Annotated in this window: 24 protein-coding genes; 10 read left to right on the top strand and 14 right to left on the bottom strand. The window is 49.5% G+C overall.

The features are described from left to right. The first annotated feature begins 198 nt into the window (after positions 1–198). The 3 genes from PPHA_RS11820 to PPHA_RS11810 are packed head-to-tail and all read left to right on the top strand — an operon-like array spanning position 199 to position 2,796. Entirely contained in the window at positions 199–1,449 is a 1,251-nt protein-coding gene (locus PPHA_RS11820; protein WP_012509057.1) for a GlmU family protein, read from the top strand. Positions 1,450–1,469: 20 nt separating this feature from the next. After that, positions 1,470–2,033, top strand: a complete 564-nt coding sequence (locus tag PPHA_RS11815) for an aminodeoxychorismate/anthranilate synthase component II (RefSeq protein WP_012509056.1) — start codon at positions 1,470–1,472, stop codon at positions 2,031–2,033. Positions 2,034–2,058: 25 nt separating this feature from the next. After that, on the top strand, positions 2,059–2,796 hold the full coding sequence (locus PPHA_RS11810) for an LOG family protein (RefSeq protein ID WP_012509055.1): 738 nt from the start codon (positions 2,059–2,061) through the stop codon (positions 2,794–2,796). Positions 2,797–2,820: 24 nt separating this feature from the next. Here PPHA_RS11810 and PPHA_RS11805 read toward each other — a convergent pair whose 3' ends face one another. Beyond that, positions 2,821–3,219, bottom strand: coding sequence for a heme-binding domain-containing protein (locus PPHA_RS11805; RefSeq protein WP_012509054.1), 399 nt, complete (start codon positions 3,217–3,219; stop codon positions 2,821–2,823). A 53-nt stretch (positions 3,220–3,272) separates the two neighbouring features. Between PPHA_RS11805 and PPHA_RS11800 the strand changes: the two genes are divergently transcribed. Then, positions 3,273–3,593: a transcriptional regulator gene (locus PPHA_RS11800; RefSeq protein WP_012509053.1), complete on the top strand. Its 321-nt coding sequence runs from the start codon at positions 3,273–3,275 to the stop codon at positions 3,591–3,593. Positions 3,594–3,605: 12 nt separating this feature from the next. On the opposite strand, the gene bshC is transcribed toward PPHA_RS11800, so the two are convergent. The 3 genes from bshC to PPHA_RS11785 all read right to left on the bottom strand — a co-directional run bounded on the left by bshC (position 3,606) and on the right by PPHA_RS11785 (position 8,853). Continuing rightward, positions 3,606–5,297 carry a bacillithiol biosynthesis cysteine-adding enzyme BshC gene (gene bshC / locus PPHA_RS11795; protein WP_012509052.1) on the bottom strand — a complete coding sequence of 564 codons (1,692 nt, stop codon included), beginning with the start codon at positions 5,295–5,297 and terminating at the stop codon, positions 3,606–3,608. A gap of 4 nt (positions 5,298–5,301) precedes the next feature. Beyond that, the gene (surE, locus tag PPHA_RS11790; protein ID WP_012509051.1) at positions 5,302–6,099 is read right to left on the bottom strand and encodes a 5'/3'-nucleotidase SurE; all 798 of its coding nucleotides are present in this window, start codon (positions 6,097–6,099) and stop codon (positions 5,302–5,304) included. Between the two features lie 69 nt (positions 6,100–6,168). Further along, on the bottom strand, positions 6,169–8,853 hold the full coding sequence (locus PPHA_RS11785) for a BamA/TamA family outer membrane protein (RefSeq protein ID WP_012509050.1): 2,685 nt from the start codon (positions 8,851–8,853) through the stop codon (positions 6,169–6,171). A 185-nt stretch (positions 8,854–9,038) separates the two neighbouring features. Between PPHA_RS11785 and accD the strand changes: the two genes are divergently transcribed. Beyond that, positions 9,039–9,878 (top strand): acetyl-CoA carboxylase, carboxyltransferase subunit beta, encoded by an 840-nt coding sequence (gene accD, locus PPHA_RS11780; protein ID WP_012509049.1) that lies wholly within the window; start codon positions 9,039–9,041, stop codon positions 9,876–9,878. On the opposite strand, the gene thyX is transcribed toward accD, so the two are convergent. Further along, positions 9,875–10,525 (bottom strand): FAD-dependent thymidylate synthase, encoded by a 651-nt coding sequence (gene thyX / locus PPHA_RS11775; protein ID WP_012509048.1) that lies wholly within the window; start codon positions 10,523–10,525, stop codon positions 9,875–9,877. The two genes, accD and thyX, sit on opposite strands and share 4 nt — an antisense overlap. Positions 10,526–10,795: 270 nt before the next feature. On the opposite strand from thyX, the gene clpP reads away from it, so the two are divergent. The 3 genes from clpP (at position 10,796) to PPHA_RS11760 (ending at position 15,273) form a co-directional block, all read left to right on the top strand. After that, entirely contained in the window at positions 10,796–11,473 is a 678-nt protein-coding gene (clpP, locus tag PPHA_RS11770; RefSeq protein ID WP_012509047.1) for an ATP-dependent Clp endopeptidase proteolytic subunit ClpP, read from the top strand. 17 nt (positions 11,474–11,490) lie between these two features. Beyond that, the gene (locus tag PPHA_RS11765; protein WP_012509046.1) at positions 11,491–14,202 is read left to right on the top strand and encodes a valine--tRNA ligase; all 2,712 of its coding nucleotides are present in this window, start codon (positions 11,491–11,493) and stop codon (positions 14,200–14,202) included. A 171-nt stretch (positions 14,203–14,373) separates the two neighbouring features. Further along, a complete protein-coding gene (locus PPHA_RS11760; RefSeq protein WP_012509045.1) occupies positions 14,374–15,273 on the top strand; it encodes a sigma-70 family RNA polymerase sigma factor in 900 nt (299 codons plus the stop codon). Positions 15,274–15,394: 121 nt separating this feature from the next. Here the strand turns inward: PPHA_RS11760 and PPHA_RS11755 are convergent, their stop codons facing one another. Then, a complete protein-coding gene (locus PPHA_RS11755) occupies positions 15,395–16,357 on the bottom strand; it encodes a DUF4351 domain-containing protein (RefSeq protein WP_012509044.1) in 963 nt (320 codons plus the stop codon). Between the two features lie 101 nt (positions 16,358–16,458). Between PPHA_RS11755 and PPHA_RS16035 the strand changes: the two genes are divergently transcribed. Then, the gene (locus PPHA_RS16035) at positions 16,459–16,617 is read left to right on the top strand and encodes a hypothetical protein (protein ID WP_190273995.1); all 159 of its coding nucleotides are present in this window, start codon (positions 16,459–16,461) and stop codon (positions 16,615–16,617) included. 62 nt (positions 16,618–16,679) lie between these two features. Next, positions 16,680–17,981: a formylglycine-generating enzyme family protein gene (locus tag PPHA_RS11750; RefSeq protein ID WP_012509043.1), complete on the top strand. Its 1,302-nt coding sequence runs from the start codon at positions 16,680–16,682 to the stop codon at positions 17,979–17,981. A 164-nt stretch (positions 17,982–18,145) separates the two neighbouring features. Here PPHA_RS11750 and PPHA_RS11745 read toward each other — a convergent pair whose 3' ends face one another. The 8 genes from PPHA_RS11745 to PPHA_RS11715 all read right to left on the bottom strand — a co-directional run bounded on the left by PPHA_RS11745 (position 18,146) and on the right by PPHA_RS11715 (position 23,258). Continuing rightward, a complete protein-coding gene (locus tag PPHA_RS11745) occupies positions 18,146–18,886 on the bottom strand; it encodes a hypothetical protein (RefSeq protein ID WP_012509042.1) in 741 nt (246 codons plus the stop codon). Between the two features lie 55 nt (positions 18,887–18,941). Further along, entirely contained in the window at positions 18,942–19,184 is a 243-nt protein-coding gene (locus PPHA_RS11740) for a DUF2442 domain-containing protein (protein ID WP_012509041.1), read from the bottom strand. A 10-nt stretch (positions 19,185–19,194) separates the two neighbouring features. After that, entirely contained in the window at positions 19,195–19,461 is a 267-nt protein-coding gene (locus PPHA_RS11735; protein WP_012509040.1) for a DUF4160 domain-containing protein, read from the bottom strand. Between the two features lie 1,042 nt (positions 19,462–20,503). Next, the gene (locus tag PPHA_RS11725) at positions 20,504–20,737 is read right to left on the bottom strand and encodes an addiction module protein (RefSeq protein ID WP_012509038.1); all 234 of its coding nucleotides are present in this window, start codon (positions 20,735–20,737) and stop codon (positions 20,504–20,506) included. A gap of 264 nt (positions 20,738–21,001) precedes the next feature. Continuing rightward, a complete protein-coding gene (locus tag PPHA_RS16585) occupies positions 21,002–21,133 on the bottom strand; it encodes a hypothetical protein (protein WP_263053209.1) in 132 nt (43 codons plus the stop codon). Positions 21,134–21,275: 142 nt separating this feature from the next. Further along, complete coding sequence (locus PPHA_RS15715; RefSeq protein WP_150085699.1) at positions 21,276–21,488, bottom strand: hypothetical protein; 213 nt, start codon at positions 21,486–21,488, stop codon at positions 21,276–21,278. A gap of 105 nt (positions 21,489–21,593) precedes the next feature. Next, entirely contained in the window at positions 21,594–22,352 is a 759-nt protein-coding gene (locus tag PPHA_RS11720; protein WP_012509037.1) for a hypothetical protein, read from the bottom strand. An 81-nt stretch (positions 22,353–22,433) separates the two neighbouring features. Beyond that, a complete protein-coding gene (locus PPHA_RS11715; RefSeq protein ID WP_012509036.1) occupies positions 22,434–23,258 on the bottom strand; it encodes an SAM hydrolase/SAM-dependent halogenase family protein in 825 nt (274 codons plus the stop codon). Between the last annotated feature and the right edge of the window lies 1 nt (position 23,259).

Here is a 23,259-nt window from a genome sequence, read left to right as displayed (position 1 = left end):
CATCAAACTGTAAATCTTTTTCGATTATTCTTATCTTGTCCAGAACGTCAGCTTTTGACTGTTTAGAGAGCTTCCGGTTTTTTGGGTCAACCTTTATCCCGGTTGCCTGAAGGAAACGGCCATAATCGTTATGATAAACGTCAATGAGAAAACTGACACCGCTATCAGTTATTGATTTTAAATTACGCCACTTATAAAATGCAGGTTATCGTATTTGAAGATACCAGGGTTCTGGAGCTGAGGCCTCTCGTCAATCTTAAACCGGTTTATGCTCTTTATACCGGATTTCGCTCTCTCAGGGAGAAGCTTGAGTACTCGTTGAGGGGTGAGGTGAAGCTTGCCTGGCATCTTCGACGTTATCTTGCTTCGGTGTATGCTGAACAGCATCCTGACGCAGTGGTTAACCGGCTTGAAGAGAGGGATCTGTTATTGGTCAACGGTCGTATTGTTTTTGATGATGCGGCGTGCAGGGTAATCACAGAGGGTGGGATCGATCCGGGAAGAGCGTATATGCAGGGTGATGATCTGCTGTTTGCACGGGTAGACAGCTCCCTGATTACCGATAACAACGGCCTGATGCCTGATCTTCTTGATACCTCAGCGCTTGCCGGAGAGCTTGTTACAGAGTCGGTAACGGGTTTCACGGTTATCCGTGATATCTGGGATATGATTGCGTTCCATCCTGATGAGCTTTTGCGGGATGCGGAAACGCTTGAACTTGGTCATATTCTGGGGGATGTCCACTCTTCTGTAGCCCTTGTCAATCGTTCAAATATCTATGTTGGTTCTGAAGCTGTTGTTCGGGCAGGTGCGGTTCTTGATGCCGATGACGGGTTTATAGCCGTCGGGGCTGGCGCGATTGTTGATCCGCAGGCGGTGTTGATGCAGAATGTTTTTCTTGCGCCCTGGTCGAGGGTGAAGATTGGTGCAAAACTGTACAGTAACGTTGCTGTGGGTACGGCATCGCGGGTTGGCGGTGAAATTGAAGATGCATTGATTGAGCCCTTTGTCAACAAGCAGCATGATGGTTTTTTGGGACACTCCTATATTTCCTCCTGGTGCAATCTTGGCGCCGGTACCAACACCAGTGACCTCAAGAACAATTATGGTCGGGTAAAGGTGTTGCGCAATGGCCAGTTGCAGATGACCGGCCTGCAGTTTCTCGGTCTGATGATGGGTGAACACAGCAAGAGTTCCATCAATTCGATGTTTAATACCGGAACGATTGTTGGTACAGGTTCGAACATATTTGGTTCTGGATTTCCGCCGAGGGAGGTGCCCTCTTTTTCCTGGGGCGGCATTGATGGGATCGTGCCGTATGATGTTGAAAAAGCCGTCGAAACAGCAAGAAGGGTTATGGAGCGTCGTCAGGTTGTGATGAGCCGTGCCTATGAAGCGATGTTCCGGTTTGTTGCCAGCGTGGAGAGCGCATCCCGGTTGTTTGTCTAAATTATTAAGCATGGAGAGGTATGATTCTTGTTATCGACAATTATGACTCTTTTACCTATAATCTTGTTCAGTATATCGGAGAGTCGGGGGGCTGTGTTGAGGTCTACCGCAATGATGAGCTTTCTGTTGCTGAGATTGTTGCCCTTTCACCGGAAAAGATTGTCATTTCACCGGGTCCCGGTACTCCCGATGATGCTGGTGTATCGGTGCCGCTGATTCATGCCGTCAAGGGGAAGATCCCCCTTCTCGGTGTTTGTCTGGGTCATCAGTCGATCGGCGCTGCTTTGGGGGGAAGGGTGGTGCGGGCCGCCTCTATCATGCATGGCAAGACCTCACAGGTTTACCATGACAGTCACGGGATTTTCAGCGGAGTTGACAACCCCTTTGTGGCTACCAGATATCACTCTCTCATTGTGGAGCGTGAGACGCTGCCCGACTCTTTGGTCATCCGTGCATGGACTGAGGAGGGGGTCATCATGGGGATGGATTCGGAGGAGTTTTTGCTCTATGGAGTGCAGTTTCACCCTGAATCAATCATGACCAGTGAGGGGAAAAAAATTATCAGGAATTTTCTGAAACTGTAGCATGTGATTGAGCGAGGTTGAACCTATGGACATTTATCGCCGTTCTTCAGAAAGAGAGGAGGAGGGGTCAGGCAAGGGTCTGATGCCCTCTTCGGGTTCGAGCCGGGAAACTGATTTCATGGCTGATGGATGGCGGGTGTTCAAGATCATGGCGGAGTTTGTCAGTGGCTTTGAGATGATGTCTGATGCAGCTCCGGCGGTAGCTGTTTTTGGTTCTACGCGGGTGCCAGCGGAGAGTGCTGAATATCTTCTTGCCGAGAGGCTTGGGAGTCTCCTTGCTGCTGAAGGTTTTTCGGTGATAACCGGAGGTGGGCCGGGTGTTATGGCGGCAGCGAACAAGGGAGCACAAGGCGCTGGCGGGGTATCAATCGGTTTCAATATCAAGCTTCCAAACCAGCAGCAGCCGAACAAATACATTGATCATGATAAATTGGTCAGTTTTCAGTATTTTTTTGTGCGCAAAGTGATGTTCATGAAATATGCCCAGGCATTCATCGCTTTGCCAGGTGGTTTTGGTACACTTGATGAGGTGATGGAGGCTATTACGTTGATACAGACCGGGAAGAGTGAGCGCTTTCCTGTTATATTGGTCGGAAGAAGTTACTGGGAGGGGTTTTATCGCTGGATTGAGGAGAGCATGTGCCGTGATAAGGGCTATATCCATGCTGATGATCTTGGATTCATTTATCTGGAAGATAGTCCGGACGAGGTGATAGCAATTATCAAGAGATTTTATCCGGATGGTTATTCCCTGAATTTTTAATGTTGAATCGTTGTTCTTCAAGTTTCATTTCAGCCATTGCAGGATCGTGCCGGTTTCCGTAGCCGTCAGTTGTCGTTCCGGTCTCAAGAGATAGTAGAGCTGCTGGTGAGCAGAGCCTTCGGATAGTGTTTTTCGGATTTTTGCCCTCTTTTTGTTGTTCCATGTTGAAAAATTCAGGGCATTCCGGCCTGAAGTGACGATGCCGGAGGCTAACCATGATGCTGGAGCTATCCAGGCAAGGGCGGGCCAGCGGGTTTCGTTGGAATGGCAGTCATAACAGCTCTTTTTCAGGGCGATTTTGACGTTATCAGGTGCTTGAATGGCCGAAACGGTCGGTGGGTTGATGCGTTTCAGTGGCGTGAACTGCATGAGTATCAGTACAAGCAGAGCCCAGCTTGTTGTGGATTTGAGCGAAAAAGTCATTATTACCCTGAAGTGCTGAACGCAATTCCTGTTAATCTTAAAAAAGTGTTATTGTGATATTTCCTTGTGAAAAAGCCGTATGGTATCATCTTCCTCAAATCAGGGCTGATCTTGCTATTGAATTGGTGAAAACGGGGTTGACCCAGTCGCAGGCGGCGAAAAAGCTTGGCGTTACGCCTGCTGCTGTCTCCCAGTATATTCATAAAAAACGGGGCATGCAATTGCTGAAAAGCATAAACTACCGCAAGGAGATTGATATTGCAGTTCAGAAAATCCTTGAAGATGCCTCCTCCAATGATCTTCATCGGATTGTCTGCAACTGCTGTCGTCTGCTGCAAGAGGAGGGTGAACATGTTGTGTGCGGTGGTGATTAAAGCTTGTGATTTCTATAGTTCCACGATAATATGCGCTTCAGTTGCGTGACCGTTCAACAGATTTTTCAGGGTGTCAATCAGCTCTGTGCCGTATTTATTGAGAAAATAAAAAATATTGATCAGTCGCTCCTGGGGTAATCCGTCCGGAAAAAGGGCAGTTTCTGCTTTCAGGATTTGCTCAAGAAGCTCTTCATGTTTGCGTCTGCTCGCTTTCCAGGTTTTCTGTTCAATATTTTCGATAATTTTTGCTGACTGTACCGTTGATGCTGCCAGAAGTGGTTCAAGAGTGGGATCAATTTTGGAAAGCAAGGGCCCGAGGGCGGCCAACGCCCGACGGATCTCTGTTTTTGTCTCTTCGAACAAAGTCTCAAGCTGCGGGTTTTCCGTGACGCCAACCGCATTTTTTTTCAATTGCTGAAGGTCGCCGAAGACGGCATGGTAAATTTGTTTGCGTGAAACACCTGGTTTTCCGATAACCTGGAGCAGTTTGTCCATGATCCGGCTTATTTTCGGTTCGACCAGCGTAAAACTCCCCCTCGGAATGATAAAGGGCATGCTGATGCCAAAGTGCTCGTAGTTTTTTCGGTATTGCGCAAGGTAGCTGATCTCACCAGGTCCGGCAATACAGGCAAAGGTCGGCAGGACGAAGTCCTGGATAATCGGTCGGAGAACGACGTTGGGGCTGAACTGTTCAGGGTGATCCTGACAGAGTTCAAGGAATTGGTGTTTTGAATAACGCTGTTTGTCGGGCAGAATTGAAAAAGAGTCTTCTGAAGGGTGTTCAATTTTCTGGCGCTGGCCAAGATGGTTGACGTGAAAAAGATTGACGGTTCTCGGTTTTGTTTGTGCTGTATAGCCGAGATTTTCGAGGCAGGAGCTTTGTGCAACCACATTGTAGGAGGAGGCCGGTGAAGATGAGAGCTCCCGTAAAAAAATCCTGGATGAAAGTTGCTTGAAATCGGGATCCTGGCTTGAAAGCAGAATCAAGGGTTGCTCCCTGAAGAGACGCATCATGGTGCATGCAAAGCTCATCTCAAAGGTATTGCCCGGATAATAAAACTCTCTGAGCATCTCCGAGACCTCTTTTTTGTAGGTCGTCTCTGGCAGCAGTCGAAGATACTCTTCAACGGTGCGGCTGATCTCTTCTCCGAAGCAACTGTTGGCAACCATCTGGTTTGGCAGACGCCGGTATGGCTCTTCCTTGAAATGAACGACCTGATTTTCAGAAAAAATTGCGGTTTGGGCCGATTCGTCATAGTCATGGTCTTCACCCTCAAGCCAGAAAATCGGTACAAAATCGTATTCAGGAAAGAGCGCTTTTTGTCGTTTTGCAAAAATAATGGCGGTCAGAGCTTTGTAGATGGTATAGATCGGACCGGTAAAAAGGCCGAGTTGCTGACCGGTAACGATGGCCATGCATCGAGGGGATCGCAGTTTTTCAATCTCCCGGAGGTGAAGCGCGGTCGCGCCGTAGCGGGTGTTTTGCCTCGAAAGCAGTCGCACAAGGCTCTCCCTCTCAAACGTTCTCGATCCGAGCAGTCCAAGTTGCCGATAGTAATCAGCCTCTTTCTGGTAATCGAGGTGAAAACAGGCAGCGATCAATTCCGAGCGTTCTGAGCTTTCCGATGTATAGTCACGGAAAAGCTTCGAAAATCCTTTTTTGGGTGTCAGGATATGTTTGTATTCAAGCAGATAGGTATTCACTCTTTTACTTTTGCAGGTTCCATTGTTCAAGGGTTCCGATAAACGGATGGTTGGTCAGATCACAGGAGAGAGGTGTGACGGTTACATAGTTTTGCCGTATGGCAAATTCATCTTTGCGCAAGCTCTCATCAAGCAGGCGCAGGGTTCCATTCAACCAGTAGTAGGGGTTGCCGAACATATCGTTTCGTTCAATGGCATCCTCTTCCCAGCGTGAACGTCCCTGTTCGGTAATTACGATGCCGGTGATCCCGGATTCCGGAACATTTGGAATATTGACGGAAAGAATGGTGTCGGGCGGCAGCCCTTCAAGAAGCACTTTTTTTGCCAGTTTGCGTGCAAATTTTCCTGCATAGGTAAAATCGGCATGTTCATAGGTGGTCAGCGAAAAGGCCAGTGAAGTGATTCCCTGAATAGCGCCTTCAAGAGCGGCTCCGATGGTGCCGGAATAGAGGGTATTTGTTGCGGTGTTGCTGCCGTAATTGATACCTGAAACAATAAGGTCTGGTTTTGAGGGCAGGATATGGCTCAGTGCAACCTTGATGCAGTCAACAGGGGTTCCTGATACCGTGTATCCGAAAAATCGGTTGTTTTTCATGAATTTTTTGATGCGCAGCGGAACGCCGAGGGTCATGGCATGACTCATGCCGCTGTGTGGTTCGGCAGGCGCAACAACCGTAACCCTGCCGATTTTTTTCATTGCGGCTGCCAGAACATGAATCCCCTCACCCTCGATGCCATCATCATTACAAACCAGTATATGAGGTTTTTGTGCTGTATCGACGTTTTCTGGTTCGTTTTTCATAAGCGTGTTTCTGATTCTGATGTGTGGTACCTGTAACTTCAGGCGCGTAAAAATACATAAAAGTTTGGCTCAAAAGTTGTGACCGATACTGAAATAAAAAATGGTATCTGAAAATTGTAATGATGCTGTTTCTTTAATGGGATCTTTTTCGGGAAATGGAACCGTTTTTGAAACCGTAAATCTTGCCGGGCCAAGAGGGGTTTCCCATATGATGCTGCTTCCATAGCCATGAATAAGGTGCGCCAGGGAGATATCGTTCTGCTCTTCCCAGATATTCCCGACATTGTAGTGCAGGAGCAGTGATGCCGGAAAGAGAATGGCGAATGAGGGCTTGTAGCGCAGATGCATTCCGGCAGCAGCCATGTTATTGCAGGGAAGATAGTTTTCTTTCAAGCCGATGAAGCGCTGACTGTAGGTTGTTCCCGGCCCTCCAAGGAAGAATTTCTCTGACAGTGGCATGTTGCTGCTGCTCAGTCCGAAAAGGCCCGTGAGTTGCAGTGTCGTTTTCTTTCCGAGATGGATATTTTCTTCGTGGTTACCCGATACCTGCCAGAATATATCGTGATTGTCGAGCAGTATCGGAGTCATCGAATATCTGATGTTGGTATAGCTTCCCGTGGAGGGAATCAGTGGGTTGTCTCTTGAGTCAAGGGTAAACTGTGCTCCCACAGAGAGCATGTTGGTTGTTGCTGTCTTCAGCAGGGTGTCGTTATGTTTTTCAGCATAGGATTGTGCATTTTGCAGGGTCATGTCGGCTATAAATTGTCCGTTTTTTCGGATTCTCACACCGAAAGCCGGACTGAAGCCATATTTCTGGATTCCGTAATTTATTGTTTCGCCTGCGGTATTGCACTGTTCGAACAGATGCTGGTCATAAAAAAGGCGTGAGGAGATCGTCAAATGGGAGGGGCCTATGCGTGGCATATTGAACTCCATGTTGACGAGGTTGTTCTTTCTTCCTGCTTTCAGCCAGCCACCGATTGAGCTTGTTGTCCCTGCGAGATTTTCGTTTCTGACATCAAGAAGAAACTGGGCATTGTTTGTTTCATCATAGCGCAACCCGAGCCGAAGTACTGACGATGGTTTTTCCTCAAGAGAAAATCTCAGGAGCGTACGCTCGTCGGGATGCAATGTCGCGGGTGATTCTGTTGAGATGGAGACATTGCTGAAGGAGCCGGTGTCGTAAAGATTATCGACAGACTCTTCGGCATTTTGGATGCTGAGCGATTGCGTGGTATCGATTTTGATTTCGCGCTCTACAGGAGTGATGCCGGTGATATTTTTGTCCCGGCGTATGTCGATACCATCCACTTTTCCCGATGAAACGTTTACCTGGAGTTTGCCACTCTCTATTGCTGTGCTGTTGATGGTGACAAGGCTGTACCCTTTTTCCCGGTATTTTTTTACCAGCGCTTCAAGAGCCCTTGTGCCAGCCTCATTGGTGTAGAGTCGGTTTACTATTGGCTTGAAGCAGGTGTCGATCTCTTCGGATGCAAGTGCTTCGGCGGGCCCTCCGCTGACAGTTACCGTCCGTATTGCCGGAAGCGGTGCAAGGTGGAAGAGAACTGTCTGGCGTCGGCTGTCCAGTTCGGCATAGACGCTGGTGAAGAGATCCGTTTCGAGGAGTTCCTGAAGGCTCTGATTGAGATCCGTTGCATGGTGAATAATGGATGACACAAGAAGGTAGTGTTCCCGGAATTCGGGGCCCTCTCCAGCAAACAGAAGGCTTTTTGCATACTTCCCGATTGCAGTGCCGTGTGGAGTTTTGTTCTCTATACTGCGTTTGATAATGCTTGCTGAAATTTTCCCTTTGGTATAACCGGCATCAACAAGAGCCTTGATATCTGAAAAATCGGTTGCCTTATGGTTCTCGAGGTCAGGAGTGATGATGATGTTTGCTTTTGCCAACTGTGCAGGATATTGCTGCATGGTCAGAATGGTCATCGTCTGATCGGCCGCCTTCCAGGGCAGATCAAGTTCTCCGCCGGTTGCGTACATGCTTCCGTGTGTATCGACGGCAACTTTGTATTGCACGTTGACCGTGTTGAGTTCATCGACCGGAAGATTTGCAACGAGTCCGCCATCAACGAGTTGATAGCCATCACGGAGAATCGGTTCAAAGAGAATCGGAACGGTGCTGCTTGCCCGTATTGCTTCAGAGAGTGAGCCTGTGGTGAGGGTGATCCGTTTTCCTGAAACCAGATCGGTCGCAACAGCCCTGAAATTGACAGGAAGGGTAGAGAAATCCCCTGACGTTTTATAAAGGGCGTTTAAAACCAGAAGGTCGAGAGTTTTTGTGAGCGGCTGAGCGGAATTAAGCGACTTGGGCATCAGAAGTTTCAGCTTGTCGAAGCGGATAGCGATTGAGGCGCGGTCACGGATTTTTTGCTGTTCAAGAAAGATGTTGGAGCGGCTGTAATCTTTCTGGAGCGTGACCATGGATTGCCAGTTCAGGCTATGGGCAAGCGTTTCAAGTTCATCCGGGCTGTATCCGCAACTGTAGAGCGCTCCAATAATGGCACCCATGCTTGTGCCGGCAATAAAATCAACAGGAACCCTCTCTTCATCAAGAGCTTTGAGGAGCCCTATCTGTGAAAGAGCGTTGGCGCCGCCTCCTGACAAGGCAAGCCCGACGCTTTTTCTTGCTGCTCTCATGGCGTGATGCAGTGCAAAACGGCGCACGGGAAGCTTCAAAGTGTCGGGATAGACAAGGGCAGGGGAGGCTGGCGAAGCCAAAACCGGTGAAGGCGCCATTATTTCCGGCAAAAGGGCAGCTATCAGAGCTGCAAGGTACAAAACGGATCTGAGGTTCAGCAATGGTGATGCTCCTGGTTCATAAGCCTGTGATAAGGGTTGTTTCTGGCAACTGCTTTTGAGAATCTCCTGTGGACTTCATATCTTCAGCTTTAATGTATAACCTTTACATCTTATTTTGAATAATGGCATGGTTTAAACGGGTAAAACCATCAATACGTCCAACCGACAAACGTGATATGCCGGAAGGGTTGTGGTGGAAATGTGAAGAGTGTGGAGCGATGCTTCATAAAAAACAGTTTGAAGATCATTTCTTTACCTGTGCGGAATGCGGTCACCATTTCAGAATATCTCCCTATAAATATTTTTCGATCCTCTTCGACGACGACAAGTATGTCGAGTTTGATGATCATCTGCGGTCAGCCGATCCTCTTGGCTTTGTCGATACCAAAAAATATCCCGACAGGGTGCATGATACCATTGAAAAAAGTGGAAAAACGGAAGCCTGCCGTAATGCTCATGGAGAGAGTGGAGGCCGCCCCCTTGTTGTATCAGCGATGGATTTTGGTTTTATCGGTGGTTCCATGGGCTCTGTTGTCGGTGAAAAAATAGCGCGAGCCGTCGACAAGTCGCTTGAGCTGGACGCTCCTCTTCTTGTGATTTCCCAGTCAGGCGGAGCCCGGATGATGGAGGGCGCCTTCAGTCTCATGCAGATGGCCAAAACTGCTGCGCGACTTACCCGGCTGAGCGAAAGAAAACTGCCGTTTGTTTCACTGATGACCGACCCGACCATGGGTGGTATCAGCGCCTCTTTTGCCATGCTTGGCGATATCAATATCAGTGAGCCGAAAGCCCTTATCGGGTTTGCCGGTCCAAGAGTGATCCGCGATACCATCAAAAGGGATCTGCCGGAAGGGTTTCAGCGAGCCGAATTTTTGCTGGAACAGGGCTTTCTCGATCGTGTTATTCATCGCCGTGATCTGAAAAATGAGCTGGTCACTCTGTTTTCCATGCTGAAGGTTTAGCGCCAGGCAAGCGCGGTTGCCGTAACAGGGAATTGTTCCATGAAAATTTTTTTGATGGCAAGGGCAATTTCCTGGTGTTCCTGCTGTGTGCTTTTATCGGTTCGCACCTCCAGATAGTGGATCCAGCTTCTGACAGAGCCCTTCATATAAAGTTTTGTCTGCGTTGCCATCGGCAGGAGTACTCGTGCACACTCTTTGGCGATTCCCTTTTCAAGAGCTTCATTGTACGTTTCAAGCGTCATTTGGGCAACACGTTCCTGTGCCTTATCAAACCACTCTTTTGTGGCTTCATCAAGATCATTCAGCGAGTGCTGCCGGTTTTTGCTGTCCTGACGTCTTGGCTGGTATCGCTCAATCTCCTGGGCTTTGGCATACCGTTGTGAGAACTCCTGGAACTGAAAACTTCTATGGCGCAGAATCTGCGGCGAAATGGCTCTTGATGTCACAATTTCCACCGTCATGTCCACCATTTCAAAGACACTCCAGTGCTTGTGCGCTATACAGTAAGCGAGCAGCTTTTCATAATCGGGAGTCTCCTGATGAGGGCTCGATACTCTTGCGCAGTATGCGATAAGCCCTTCCGGGGAGAGCGGCTGACCCTCAACCTTGATCAGTGGAGAGGTGACCGAGATGAGCCGTACCTGCATGTTCCTTAATGGTTTTGTTGTTTTTTTTGACAACAAACAATATAGAATTAACAGATTCATTTTGAAATGGATTCATTTTCCTCTTCTTCCGCTTTGGCAGAGAGCATCTTTTTTGCTAATTGGGAACTGAATTCTTGAATTGTTGTTAGCACTGCGTATTTTAACCATTCGTAATCAGGAGTGTGGATTCCAGGCTGTATCAACAGCAACGCTGATCCGACCTCTTTGTGGTTGTACAATGACTTACCAAACTCAAACGACAGGGCAGTTATGGCAAATATTAATTTTGGTTTTGAGCACCATGCAAGAAAAATGTATTCAGGGGCAATAGAGCAGGGAATTACCAACTCTCTTGTGCCTATGGTTATAGAAACTTCAGGGCGCGGCGAGCGGGCTTTCGATATTTTTTCACGGCTTTTGCGTGAACGGATCATTTTTCTTGGCAGCGGGATAGACGAACATGTGGCCGGGCTCATCATGGCCCAGCTTATTTTTCTTGAGTCGGAAGATCCTGAGCGTGATATCTACATCTATGTGAACTCTCCGGGTGGCAGTGTCTCTGCCGGTCTCGGAATCTACGATACGATGCAGTATATCCGTCCGGAGGTTTCGACGGTTTGCGTCGGGATGGCCGCCAGTATGGGCGCATTTCTGCTTGCCAGCGGAGCCAAAGGCAAAAGGGCATCGCTTCCCCATTCACGAATCATGATTCATCAGCCATCCGGCGGTGCGCAGGGTCAGGAGAGTGATATTGTTATTCAGGCGCGTGAAATCGAGAAGATTCGTACCCTGCTTGAAGAGCTGCTTGCCAAACATACCGGCAAGGATGTGAAGCAGATCAGGGAGGATTCAGAACGTGATCGCTGGATGAACGCACCGGAGGCGCTCGATTACGGCATTATTGATGCTATTTTTGAGAAACGTCCCGCACCCGAAAAGAAGGACTAACCCGCAACGATGTTATCATGAGCGATCAGACCGAAGTATTCAATCTGGAAAAAATTTACAATCATCACGACGTCGAAGAGCGGTGGGGAAGTGCGCACTGGGAGGAGCTTGGCAGTTTCCATGCCGAAAGCTCCCGCGTACTCGAAACGGGCAAGGAGCCCTATACCGTGCTCATGCCTCCTCCCAATGTGACCGGAAGCCTGACGCTTGGCCATGTGCTGAACCATACCCTGCAGGATATTTTTATCCGCTACAGCCGCATGACGGGCAAAGAGGCCCTCTGGCTTCCCGGTACCGACCATGCAGGCATTGCAACGCAGACGGTGGTGGAGCGCAAGCTGAAAAAAGAGGGAATTACCCGCCACGATCTTGGACGCAAAGAGTTTCTCGGCCATGTCTGGCAATGGAGGGAGGAGTATGGTGACCTTATTCTCCGGCAGCTCCGTCGGCTCGGTATCTCCTGTGACTGGCGGCGCAACCTCTTTACCATGGATGAGGGCGCCTCAAAAGCGGTCATCAACGCCTTCATCACGCTCTACCGTGACGGACTGATCTATCGTGGTACCCGTATCATCAACTGGTGCCCCGTTTCACAGACGGCGCTCTCTGATGAAGAGGTGATCATGAAGTCGCGCAAGGACAGTCTGGTCTACATTCAATATGCCCTTGTCAGCCACCCCGGACGATTTATCACCATCGCAACCGTCAGGGCTGAAACTATTCTGGCCGATGTTGCTATTGCCGTCAACCCCGCTGATCCCCGTTACACCGATCTGGTGGGCGAGCTTGCCATTGTGCCGGTTGCGGGGCGTTATATTCCCATTATTGCGGACGATTACGTTGACATTGAGTTTGGTACCGGTGCGCTGAAAATCACTCCGGCACACGATGCCAACGACTATGAGGTGGCCAAACGCCACAATCTTCCCATTTTGTCCGTTGTCGGCAAAGATGGCAAAATGACCGATGAGTTCGGGTATGGCGGGATGGACCGCTTTGTTGCACGCGAAAAAATTCTCAAGGATCTCGAAGAGCTTGGTAACCTTGTCCGGGTTGAAGAGTATGAACACAATGTCGGCTACTCCGAACGGGCTGACGTGGTGGTTGAACCCTATCTTTCCGAGCAGTGGTTTGTCAAAATGAAACCGCTGGCCGAAGAGGCCCTGCAGGTTGTTAATGATGGCGAAATACGCTTTCACCCCCCGCACTGGATCAACACCTACCGTCACTGGATGGGCAATATCCGTGACTGGTGCATCTCCCGTCAGCTCTGGTGGGGACACCGCATTCCTGCCTGGTACGACAGTGAGGGTAAGGTATGGGTTGCCGCATCATACGAAGAGGCCTGTCATCTTGCCGGTACCGACAAACTGGTGCAGGATGATGATGTGCTCGACACCTGGTTCTCTTCATGGCTCTGGCCTCTGACAACGCTCGGATGGACAGAGAAACAGAGTGATAATGACGATCTCAGAGCCTTTTATCCAACCGACACACTGGTAACCGGGCCGGACATCATCTTTTTCTGGGTCGCCAGAATGGTGATGGCAGGGCTCTATTTCAAGGGGGCGGTTCCTTTCCGCAACGTCTATTTTACCAGCATTATCCGTGACATGAAGGGGCGCAAGCTTTCCAAGTCACTTGGTAATTCACCCGACCCGATCAAGGTGATGGATACCTACGGCACCGATGCCCTGCGCTTCACCATTATCTATATCGCTCCTCTCGGGCAGGATGTTTTGTTCGGTGAGGAAAAGTGCGAACTCGGGCGGAATTTTGCCACCAAGATATGGAACGCCTCCCGGCTTGTCTTCATGCAGCGCGAAAAGTATTTCCGCGACCACGAAGAGTTTGCGGCCGTTTATCTCAACTTTGATCCCTCCTCAGTAACTGCTGATCTGGCTGGTCAGTGGCTCCTTGCAGGATATCATGGCATGTTGGAACGCTATCACACCGCATTCACGCAGTTCAGGGTCAACGATATTGTCAAGAATCTCTATGACTTCTTCTGGCGCGACTATTGCGACTGGTATCTGGAAGCTCTCAAAGTCAGGCTTTCAGGAGAGTTGACACGAGAGGATGCTCAACAGACGGTTTGCCTTGCAGTTTATGTGCTTGAGGGTACCCTGAAAGCGTTGCATCCGGTTATGCCCTTCATTACCGACGAGATATGGCATCAGGTGCTTCAGCGTTCGGCGGAAGAGAGCATTGCCCTCTCGCCGATGCCCCTTTCCGACAGTGCACTTGCAGGGATTGATCTCCGTGGTTTTTCCCTGATACAGAAAGTCGTTACCGAAATCAGAAGCCTCCGATCACTCTTTGGTGTTCCTCATGGAAGCAGGGCAGAGGTTCTTCTCAGACCGACCAATGAGGGTGACCGGCTACTTCTGCAAACCAATCTGGCGCTGGTTGCTGCGCTGGCTCAATGTAATCCGCAACTCATGGATGGCGGTGAGCGTCCACCACATGCTGCAGGTTCCGTGGTCGAGGGGAATGAACTATTTGTGCTGCTTGAAGGGTTGATATCGTTTGACAAAGAGTGTGAACGCCTTCAGAAAGAGATCGCTAATGTTTCCTCCTATGTTCTCTCGCTTCAGAAAAAATTGTCGAACGGAGGATTTGCTGACCACGCGCCTGCCGATGTTATTGCAAAAGAGCGTGAAAAGCTCAGAGAGGCCGGGGAAACCCTCGAAAAACTCAAAAGTAATCTCGCTGTTCTCAGCGACTGACGAAGGGTGAAGTACTGAGGCTGTTTGTGGAGGTATGGCGGATCGTGGTGAGAAGAAAATAACTTTTTTTGGTTTAATCATTCTGAAGTGATATCTTCCGACTTTTCCTGTTTGTCATGCAAATTGCAGGGGAAGGTTTAAAATGCTGAAGTTCTCAAGGAGACGTAATAGATGAGGCAACTCAAAATAAGCAAACAGATAACCAATCGAGAGAGTCTCTCGCTTGACCGTTACCTGCAGGAGATAGGAAAATATGACCTGTTGACAGCCGAAGATGAGGTCAAACTGACGAAGGCGATCAAGGAGGGTTTTGATATGCCTGTCGATACGACCGAATACAAGAGGGCGAAACGCGCTCTCGACAAGCTGATCAAGGGTAACCTGCGCTTTGTTGTTTCTGTCGCCAAACAGTATCAGAATCAGGGGTTAACCCTCGGAGACCTGATCAATGAAGGGAATCTTGGTCTTATCAAGGCCGCAAAGCGCTTTGATGAAACCCGTGGCTTCAAGTTTATCTCCTATGCCGTATGGTGGATCCGCCAGTCCATTCTCCAGGCTCTGGCCGAACAGTCACGAATTGTAAGGCTTCCCCTGAACCGGGTAGGAACGCTCAACAAAATCAGCAAGGCATACAGCCAGCTCGAACAGGAATTTGAACGCGACCCCAACACCAGGGAGCTTGCCACCCTGCTTGAAATGGATTCGCAGGACGTTGCCGATACCCTGAAAATTGCAGGACGTCATGTTTCCGTCGATGCCCCGTTTGCACAGGGTGATGATAACCGACTGCTCGATGTGTTGCAGAACGACGGCCATCTGCCCGATTACGGCCTGAACCGCGACTCACTTACCCTTGAGGTCGAGCGCTCTCTCTCCGTCCTTGCTCCAAGAGAAGCCGATGTCATCAAGTCCTACTTTGGGATTGGCATGGATAACCCCCTCACCCTCGAAGAGATCGGCGAAAAGTTCCGTCTTACCCGTGAACGCGTTCGCCAGATCAAGGAGAAGGCAATCCGCAGGCTCCGCCAGTCGGCATACAGCAAGATTCTGAAGGAGTACATTGGAAGCTGATTGTCAAAAAAGAATTTGACTTCCAAAGATTCATGGAGGTACAACCCTCTCAGCAAAAAAGCATCGGCAAAAACCCGGTGCTTTTTTTTGTTGACGAGTACACTGTCCAGCGGCTGTAGAGTTATGATAGGTCAGTTTTCCCGAAAACAGCATCAAGCGTCGGGGCAGTAAGAACCGCTTCACTCCAGGCTTCAAGCTCTTCCTCTTTGGCGCTTCCTAACCGCTCTGATGCCCACTCGGGCAACAGTCCAAAGCGGCGCTCAAGCTGCCTTTTCAATAACCTTGATTCGCCCTCAACACGGCCCTCAACACGGCCTTTGGCTATACCCTTGGCTATGCCAATTCGTTCTACGCTGGTAATGTATTGCACTTTTTCCCTCTCCTCGATTTTTTCAAGTTCTTGCCAGACCTCGCTGTTCAACCACTCCGGCAGTTGCATCAGCCAGTCAATGACATTGAATAAATTGATAACGCGCTGTTTATTCCGATGCCGTTCGTACAGTATTCGTAGTAAGCTGAGTTTTGCGTTGTACCGTTCCTGATCCTGCGTTCTGGTTTTTTGTGTCAGGATGTGTGCCGCCGTAATCCATCCAAAAGCGTTATTTGATGCCAGCAGCTCATCGAGTTTGTCTTCATAATCGGTCAGCTTGGCAACCGGGAACTCCAGCGTATGGTGGCATCCCAGCACGGCAAAACCATAAGAGGTGGGTTTCCACTGCTTGTTTTCATCGGCCAGCACCGCCAAACTTGCAACAGGCCTTTTGTAACGGTCGAAAATCCGGTAGTTGTAGACAAACATCCGTTCGGCAAACTCCGGCTGCTTTGTGCCCTGCACTTCAATGTGGATATATATCCAGCTTTCATTGCCACAAAGCTCGGTCACCCTGACCAGCCGGTCAACAAAGCGTGTACCCAGCTCAGCATCCTGCACCACCGCCCGCAACTCCTGATCAAGAAAAACATGCTCTCTCGACCAGTCAATTTGTGCATAAGCATCCGGGAAATAAAAGGTCATAAACTCCTCGAAGTAATGCTCAATGGCCTCCTTCCACGGGCTGTCGTAATGATCGTTCGAGTTTTCCATTCGATCTCTTATTCGGGCAACGTATCAATCAGAAAAAATCGGTATGAGTCATTCCAAGCCGTTATCAAATCAAATATAGAGGGGATGGCGCTTAAAACAAAATGCATTTAGCTACCCTGTACCTTCACATCATTACGGTAATGCTATTCGGAGATGATGAGGCAATCGGCAAGCGTTTTTCTGCGCGGCACAAAATAGCGCTGCTCTACTTTACGTTTTACGGCTTTATTGTGCAAAGTATATGGGTAACACCTGCATAAACAGTAAATTCCGGCACATGCCATAACGGTAATGTATCATACACACCAAACCGGAACTGAATATGGATGACTCTACCCCGCAGCAAACCGCTTCCCGGTCAAACCGTGACGAAGAGCTTGAAAAAGCCTTTGTTTCAGATCTCATTGAGCAGCCCAAACAGCTCGACAAACTGGCACGGGTGATCCTCACGCTCAGCTTCGTTGTGCCAGTGCTCTATGCTCTTGGTTTAAAGTTTTTTTCAGGTGCGGAAGGAACGGAAGCATCCACCAGTGGCATCTGGCTCATGGGATTGGCATTTTTGAGCTGGTTTCTCTCCCTCATATTGAGCCTCCTTGCCCTGCTCTCCGGCAAAGGCAAGCGCAATACAGCAGCGAAAAGCAGTGCCGCAGGCACCAAACCCGTAAATGTCGAAGCGCTCTACCTGGCCAGCGCCCGCTCCAAACGGCGCAGGTTGTTAGCCGCCAGCCTTTTCTGCTTTACGGGAATCTGCTTTGGCGGGCTTACGGTATTCAGCGCAGCATTCCCGGGCCTCTCCTCCATGCAGTCGCCAGCCAATTTTGTGCTGATACGCGGAAGTGAATTTACCATGGGGAGCCCTGAAACGGAAGTTGGCCACGAGAGCGATGAAACGCAGCATCAGGTAAAAGTGAATGACTTTTATATGAGCAAATATGAGGTGACCGTTGCCGAGTTCAGACGCTTTATCGCTGAATCAGGCTATCGGACAGATGCAGAAAAAGCGGGGGATAGCTATGTTTGGAATGGAAGCGAAGCCGTACTCACAAAAGGGGTGAATTGGCGTCATGGAGTCTCTGGCAAGGTACGCACCAAAAGTGAGGAGAACCATCCGGTGGTGCATGTGAGCTGGAATGATGCCGTTGAATATTGCCGATGGCTCTCCGAAAAAACAGGCAAGTGGTATCGTCTGCCAACCGAGGCAGAGTGGGAATATGCCTGCCGAGCAGGAAGCAGAACAGCGTTCAATACGGGTGGAAATATCACAACAGCACAGGCCAACTATGACGGTAACTATCCCTACAACAAGAACCGGAAAGGCCAATACCGCGCCAGGACGGTTGCGGTAGAGAGTTTTGAGCCCAATGCTTGGGGCCTGTACAATATGCACGGCAATGTCTGGGAGTGGTGCGATGATGTCTATAGCGGTACATACTATGACGAATGCAAGGCAAAAGGGCTTGTTGAAAACCCCGGTGGGCCAGCGCCTGAAACCGGTTCGAACCGTGTTCTTCGTGGCGGGAGCTGGAACTACGATGCCGAGTACTGTCGGTCGGCGTCTCGGCGCGGCTACACCCCCGGCGGCCGGAGCAACTTCGTGGGCTTCCGCCCGGTTTTCGTCCCGTAGTCAGTTGGCAGCTCATTCCGTCTTTGCTTTGTGAGCGAGAGGGCAGTACCAACATTTTGGTGAGCGGGGGTGAGGGACGAACCGCCGCACGCCAAAATGTTCTGGTAACAACCGACTACAGAATCGCCCACCGCAGGTGGGCCGACGATTGGAGCATAATTTCGTTAATAGTCAGACGTTGGTGCAACCGCATTGATCTCGACGGTGGCGCCCGGCATGATCACAAATTCACTTAACCCGATGTGACGGCGGCGATCTCCCCAGTCATAGGTATAACCCAGTCTGGTCCACGGATAGCCGTTGGTTCCGTATGATTGCATCTTCAACTCATTGTACCACTTGACATAGTCGGCACTCACCGTCACAAATTTATTGGATGTCCTGAACTCTGTTTCCGCTTCACGGTCACTGATCTCCGGGTCGGCGCTCGGCCTGAAAAGATCGCCCGGCTTGACCCACATCTCCACAAACCTCGTTTTGCCCGCCCTCGGTGGAAGCCCCAAAAGCTGCTCCAGTCGCAACGACCGGTTCTCTTTCAGCCCCTTACAAAAATTCTTCACCTCCGGCGCGGTTGTAACCCAAACCTCTCTCGACAGATTGAGCGATTGCCCGACGATACTGTCATAGCCGTTATAGTTTGTCCAGGTGACAACAAGCAGCATGGCATTTTTGGCATCATCCCTGTTCTTCCATATCAGCCTCTCGTTTGAGGGAACAATCGCAACCAGATTGTTCGATATCTCTGATGGATCGGCTCTTTCCGCATCAACGATGGCGCTCTGGTATGCCTTCTGCAGGTCAGCCTGCTCAAGCGCCGGACTCTGGGCAACACAGGCTGAAAAGAGGTAGGATACAAGCAGAAAAAGAGTGAACCTCTTCGCCTGAAACAAACGGTTTTTCTTCATCGGGCCACCTGTTTTGAGTTTATTGCTTCTTGGGGTATCCGTAAAGAACCAGATGTCAGGCTTCAGCTTTTACGCTTTTTTCGTACAAAAATTCCGGATCGATATCCAACTGGTTTGACCACTCTATCGTGTCGAACTTGACCGTTACCGTATGAAATACCGATGGGTTTCGCAGTTCTGCAAATTTACCGGTATTGAGGTAGGGAGCTACATCAAAAATTCTTTTTTCACTGGTTTCAAACACAAGCAACAACTTGTAATCGTTTAACGGACTTACGCTTATCACTGAAGGGTACATGACAATCTCCTTATTGTAACGGTTTGATGGGAAACGGAAGCTCGCCATTCGAAGCCAGCTCCCAATCTGCCAACAGTTCTTCTTTATGAATTTCGGCCCAAGCCAAAGCAAGCTTCAGTTGTTTTGACGGCAGCTTGCCCTCCGACAATTCACAGTTTTTTATATCAATAATCGCCTTGAATTCCTGATAATAAGCGTGGATATGAGGAGGATTATGCTCACCCGGTGAGCAATACATTCTGATAATAATTCCATAGAACATTGCTATTGTTGGCATAGCACCTCTTGTTGATTATCGGTTCATTGAACAGGGCAATTATTATATCGGAAATGTACGTTTTCCTGTGATTGTTTTTGCATACACGGCTCCGATGTTCCCGGTTAGCCCTGTCAACAAGTATATGAGCATTGGCCTTGCCGCCATGGGTTTACCCTCGACTCCTGGAAACGAAGTGTTCCGGGATGAGTAAAAAGCAGAAGCTTCGTCATGCTTGCTCCGGATTATTCATTTTATTATTCATCCAACGGGATCATATCGGTGGTATTAACGAAATGATCCTCTGTCAAGCCTTCAAATCCCGCAAGAGGCTGTCGAATGCTGCCTGACAGGCGTCGTGCTGTTTCCATTGGGTGAAATCGCCGATGTGGCGCGGGTGACCGTTATCGAAAAACTGAGACATGAAGCCGAGCTTCTTACAGAATCATTAGCTCAAGAGGTATTGGATTTCTTGTTATTTGTACGCGGGCGATATGGAGCTGGGCGGGCATCAGAGCTTTTTGAGCATACTGCGGGAGCATGGAAAGGTGAGCCGCTTGAACGAGCTCCACAGGGCGAAGCGGAACAACGTTTGAATTTGGAATAATGTGGATTCTAAAAATGTGATTACTGCGCGTTTGGTTTAACCATCTGGATGACCAGTATCATCCCGCAGGCGCTTCAGCAGGGTTAAGGCGTATGGGGTTATAGGTGTTATCAACATTCATGAGATCATCAACAACGAAATAATTTCCGAAAAGAACGAATGATAATCATGGCTGATGGCTACCGTTTTTGAGGCCAACAACCCGGATTTCGAGCATCATGTAACACTGCCAAAATATGCACAAAATTACTCTACACTACATAAAATAAACCGTAAGGAAATCGGGGAAGGAGAGCGCAGCGGACATTTGGGATAACTTCGGAATAAAGTAACGGAGCTTGCTCAAGCCGTTTTAGCTGTAACTCCCGGCCATAAATTCAGCACCAAGGCCGGGGCTCTGCAATTCATACCACTCTTGAGCTTCGCCAGTTTCACGCAAAGCTCGTGCAGAGAATTTCAGACGGTACGCCATGAACCCTCTTTAAGATGTGACTTCACTTGATCCCAGGAATAGCCAGCTTCAGGGTTTGCTTCGAACTCCGCAAGGCGTACTTCAAGCTCAGCCTTGAGCGCAGGCGAGATTTCCACTGCTTCAGGCAGTGCAGCAACGCTATCCCAGATCAGCTCAACGAGACGAATGCGCTCTTGCACTGGAAGCTCAAGAATGTCGGCAATAGAAATTGTGCTCATGTTGGATAAGGTATTCTACTTTTTATGAAACACTTGCGAGGTTAACTTATCCCGAAAAGTACGAAACCGGTACAGATAATTCAGCAAAACATAAAAAACAGTGCCGCTGCAGAAAAGGTCAGAACTGATGAAATATGGGCATTTATCCAGCTCTCAAATCCCGCACCCCTGTGGACACCGGGCTCCAGCTCGGCATAAAACAAGTGCATTGTGTAAAGGTGGGTATCAGTGGACAGCTCTCACAAGTGTAAGTTATCAGAGACATTACACAGCTTTCAAATCCCGCAAGAGGCGGTCGAATGCTGCCTGGTAGGCGTCGTGCTGTTTCCATTGGGTGAAATCGCCGATGTGTCGCTGGCGTTTCACGTTTCCTGCCCATCCGGTTGTGCTCTCCACAATTACTTCATCAATGCGTACTGGTGAGAAATCGTACGTCAGGAGTGTTCTGCGGTTACCTGTTCCTGCGGATAATTATCTCACAGGCAGGTACTCACCGCCGATGTTAATACCATGACATAGTGCGTTGGTAGACCCAACATCATCTCTTGTTTTCCTCATTCAATATTTTAGCACTTGGCGTTGTAGGTTTTACAACAGAATCGCAAATAATTTTGCGTGTCGGAAACGGTGGTCGAACCTGTTGTACCACAACGGGTTGTGTTGCCAATGCTGTTGGTGTTGGGTTTGGAGCCGGATTTTGAGCTTGTTGCTGCTGAGCTGAAAGCGGTGCTTGTGTACTTGATGTAGTCATAGGTGTTCCTTGTGATTCGATTTTATTCGGTTGTGATTCTGGACTCTTTTTCTGAGCTTATGCAAGCAGGATGGAGCCGTACCGGGCTACAGTTGTTATACCTCTTCAGGAGTGTTCGGAATACACCACCGGATCCGGCGAGTCTATCATGGGATTGAGACGAACGGCCAGAGAGAAAAGATAGGGGTAGTCTTCCTTGAGATGCTGCATATAGAGGATCCATTCCCTGATCAGATGACCGAAAACGCGTCTTATGTCGCCATTGATGTGCTCTTTGTCGCTTGGAGGAATACGATCGAACGATTTGCGGGCCTCAAGCTCTTCCGTGATATGAAACGCTGCCCAAAGCAGGTCGGTAAAATTTTCATGCTCAAGCAGATTCTGGTTTTCCAGCAGGCTCAAAAGGAAGCTTCGTTTTCCGGTCATGAACTGTTTCAGGCTGGGGAGGGCGTCGCTGTCGATGCTGATCTTCTGGTTGTTTTGGCGCAGATAGTCGAGCGCCTCGTCAAAATCCTGTTTTTTCCATGATCCGTTCATATGCAGGCGCTGTTTCAGCTCTTCGCTTTCGACTACGTGTACCGACAGCTCTTTCAGCAGGTGGTTGCCGAATTCACTGAAAAAGACGCCGATGACCATGTTCAGTTTTCTCATGACCGATTTGCGCTCTCTTTCCCGAAGCACCCTTTCGAAGAGGAGCGTGACGACGATGATGTATATGGGCAGGAAGGCGAGATTGCCGAGAAAGCTGGCTGATATCTCCCTCAGGTTGCCGTAAATGCTGAAGTCAATACCATACAGGGCCAGCGAAATGGTGAAGAGGGTGAAGACCGTCCACACCTTGTTCATAAACAGTTTTTGTAACATGAAGAGCCGTTATGTTAATCCTGACCAAACAACCTGAAATACCCGTGCACCCTAACCAAACAGGCAAAAACAGTTTACCGTTCACCGAGGAGAGAATGGCATGGAGGATGCTGCGGAAGCCCTCACCGCATCTCCATCCCTCAGCCCGAGTCTCTCTGCTGCGTTGCCGTTTCTGATGGCGATTTCGATCATGCCGCTGCTTCCGGTATAGGCGAGTGGCTGCTGGTCGGCAACTTCTCCATAGGTGCGGCAGATGGGCAGTTGATGGTTTCCGGCGCCTATCAGCCACTCTTTTGAGCGGTCAAGCACTTCCGCGTCGAGTGAGGTTATGAGGTTGCCGAAGTGGTCGGTGCAGATGATTGTTCCCTCCCATGATGCGCCGTTGTCTCCGCTTTCGCATCCCGGTAACGGGATTTTGGTGCATTCCGCCAGCTCCATCTTTGAGCCAAGCTCCCGGAGCGCAACGCCGGAGGCGAGATGTGCGGCTGCTGGTGAAAATATGTCGCGCCCATGAAAGGTTGAGCTGCGGGAAGGAAGCATATAGCGTTCATTGGTGATGGTGACACATTGAGTGACCTTCCCGGTCTGGAAGAGGGCGGTGAGCAGGCCGTTGTCGGGGGCAAGAAAGCTCTGTTTTCCGCATTGTACGGCAATTGCCTTGCGTGAGGTGCCGACTCCCGGATCGACGACTGCGACAAAGATTGCTCCTTCAGGGAAAAAGGGGGCTGACTTGCCGAGCTGGAAGGCGCCTTGCGCAATGTTCTGGGCGCTTATGGCGTGGGTGAGGTCGATAATCTGTGCTGATGGCGCAAGGGAGAGGATGACACCTTTCATTTGGCCGATATAGGTGTCGGCGAGGCCGAAATCGGTCATCAGGACGATGACAGGGGGGTGTCCGGTCTGCATG

The sequence above is a fragment of the Pelodictyon phaeoclathratiforme BU-1 genome (assembly GCF_000020645.1).
GTDB lineage: Bacteria > Bacteroidota > Chlorobiia > Chlorobiales > Chlorobiaceae > Chlorobium > Chlorobium phaeoclathratiforme.
The sequence above is the reverse complement of the archived record's forward strand: the minus strand, read 5'-3'. Positions and strand labels throughout refer to the sequence as shown.

Bases quoted from the DNA above. Each gene is read 5' to 3' on its own strand.
- PPHA_RS11820 (WP_012509057.1), top strand. From the start codon at position 199: ATGCAGGTTATCGTATTTGAAGATACCAGGGTTCTGGAGCTGAGGCCT.
- PPHA_RS11815 (WP_012509056.1), top strand. From the start codon at position 1,470: ATGATTCTTGTTATCGACAATTATGACTCTTTTACCTATAATCTTGTT.
- PPHA_RS11810 (WP_012509055.1), top strand. From the start codon at position 2,059: ATGGACATTTATCGCCGTTCTTCAGAAAGAGAGGAGGAGGGGTCAGGC.
- PPHA_RS11805 (WP_012509054.1), bottom strand. From the start codon at position 3,219: ATGACTTTTTCGCTCAAATCCACAACAAGCTGGGCTCTGCTTGTACTG.
- surE (WP_012509051.1), bottom strand. From the start codon at position 6,099: ATGAAAAACGAACCAGAAAACGTCGATACAGCACAAAAACCTCATATA.
- PPHA_RS11785 (WP_012509050.1), bottom strand. From the start codon at position 8,853: ATGGCGCCTTCACCGGTTTTGGCTTCGCCAGCCTCCCCTGCCCTTGTC.
- accD (WP_012509049.1), top strand. From the start codon at position 9,039: ATGGCATGGTTTAAACGGGTAAAACCATCAATACGTCCAACCGACAAA.
- thyX (WP_012509048.1), bottom strand. From the start codon at position 10,525: ATGCAGGTACGGCTCATCTCGGTCACCTCTCCACTGATCAAGGTTGAG.
- clpP (WP_012509047.1), top strand. From the start codon at position 10,796: ATGGCAAATATTAATTTTGGTTTTGAGCACCATGCAAGAAAAATGTAT.
- PPHA_RS11765 (WP_012509046.1), top strand. From the start codon at position 11,491: ATGAGCGATCAGACCGAAGTATTCAATCTGGAAAAAATTTACAATCAT.
- PPHA_RS11760 (WP_012509045.1), top strand. From the start codon at position 14,374: ATGAGGCAACTCAAAATAAGCAAACAGATAACCAATCGAGAGAGTCTC.
- PPHA_RS11755 (WP_012509044.1), bottom strand. From the start codon at position 16,357: ATGGAAAACTCGAACGATCATTACGACAGCCCGTGGAAGGAGGCCATT.
- PPHA_RS16035 (WP_190273995.1), top strand. From the start codon at position 16,459: ATGCATTTAGCTACCCTGTACCTTCACATCATTACGGTAATGCTATTC.
- PPHA_RS11750 (WP_012509043.1), top strand. From the start codon at position 16,680: ATGGATGACTCTACCCCGCAGCAAACCGCTTCCCGGTCAAACCGTGAC.
- PPHA_RS11745 (WP_012509042.1), bottom strand. From the start codon at position 18,886: ATGAAGAAAAACCGTTTGTTTCAGGCGAAGAGGTTCACTCTTTTTCTG.
- PPHA_RS11740 (WP_012509041.1), bottom strand. From the start codon at position 19,184: ATGTACCCTTCAGTGATAAGCGTAAGTCCGTTAAACGATTACAAGTTG.
- PPHA_RS11735 (WP_012509040.1), bottom strand. From the start codon at position 19,461: ATGCCAACAATAGCAATGTTCTATGGAATTATTATCAGAATGTATTGC.
- PPHA_RS11725 (WP_012509038.1), bottom strand. From the start codon at position 20,737: ATGAGCACAATTTCTATTGCCGACATTCTTGAGCTTCCAGTGCAAGAG.
- PPHA_RS15715 (WP_150085699.1), bottom strand. From the start codon at position 21,488: ATGACTACATCAAGTACACAAGCACCGCTTTCAGCTCAGCAGCAACAA.
- PPHA_RS11720 (WP_012509037.1), bottom strand. From the start codon at position 22,352: ATGTTACAAAAACTGTTTATGAACAAGGTGTGGACGGTCTTCACCCTC.
- PPHA_RS11715 (WP_012509036.1), bottom strand. From the start codon at position 23,258: ATGCAGACCGGACACCCCCCTGTCATCGTCCTGATGACCGATTTCGGC.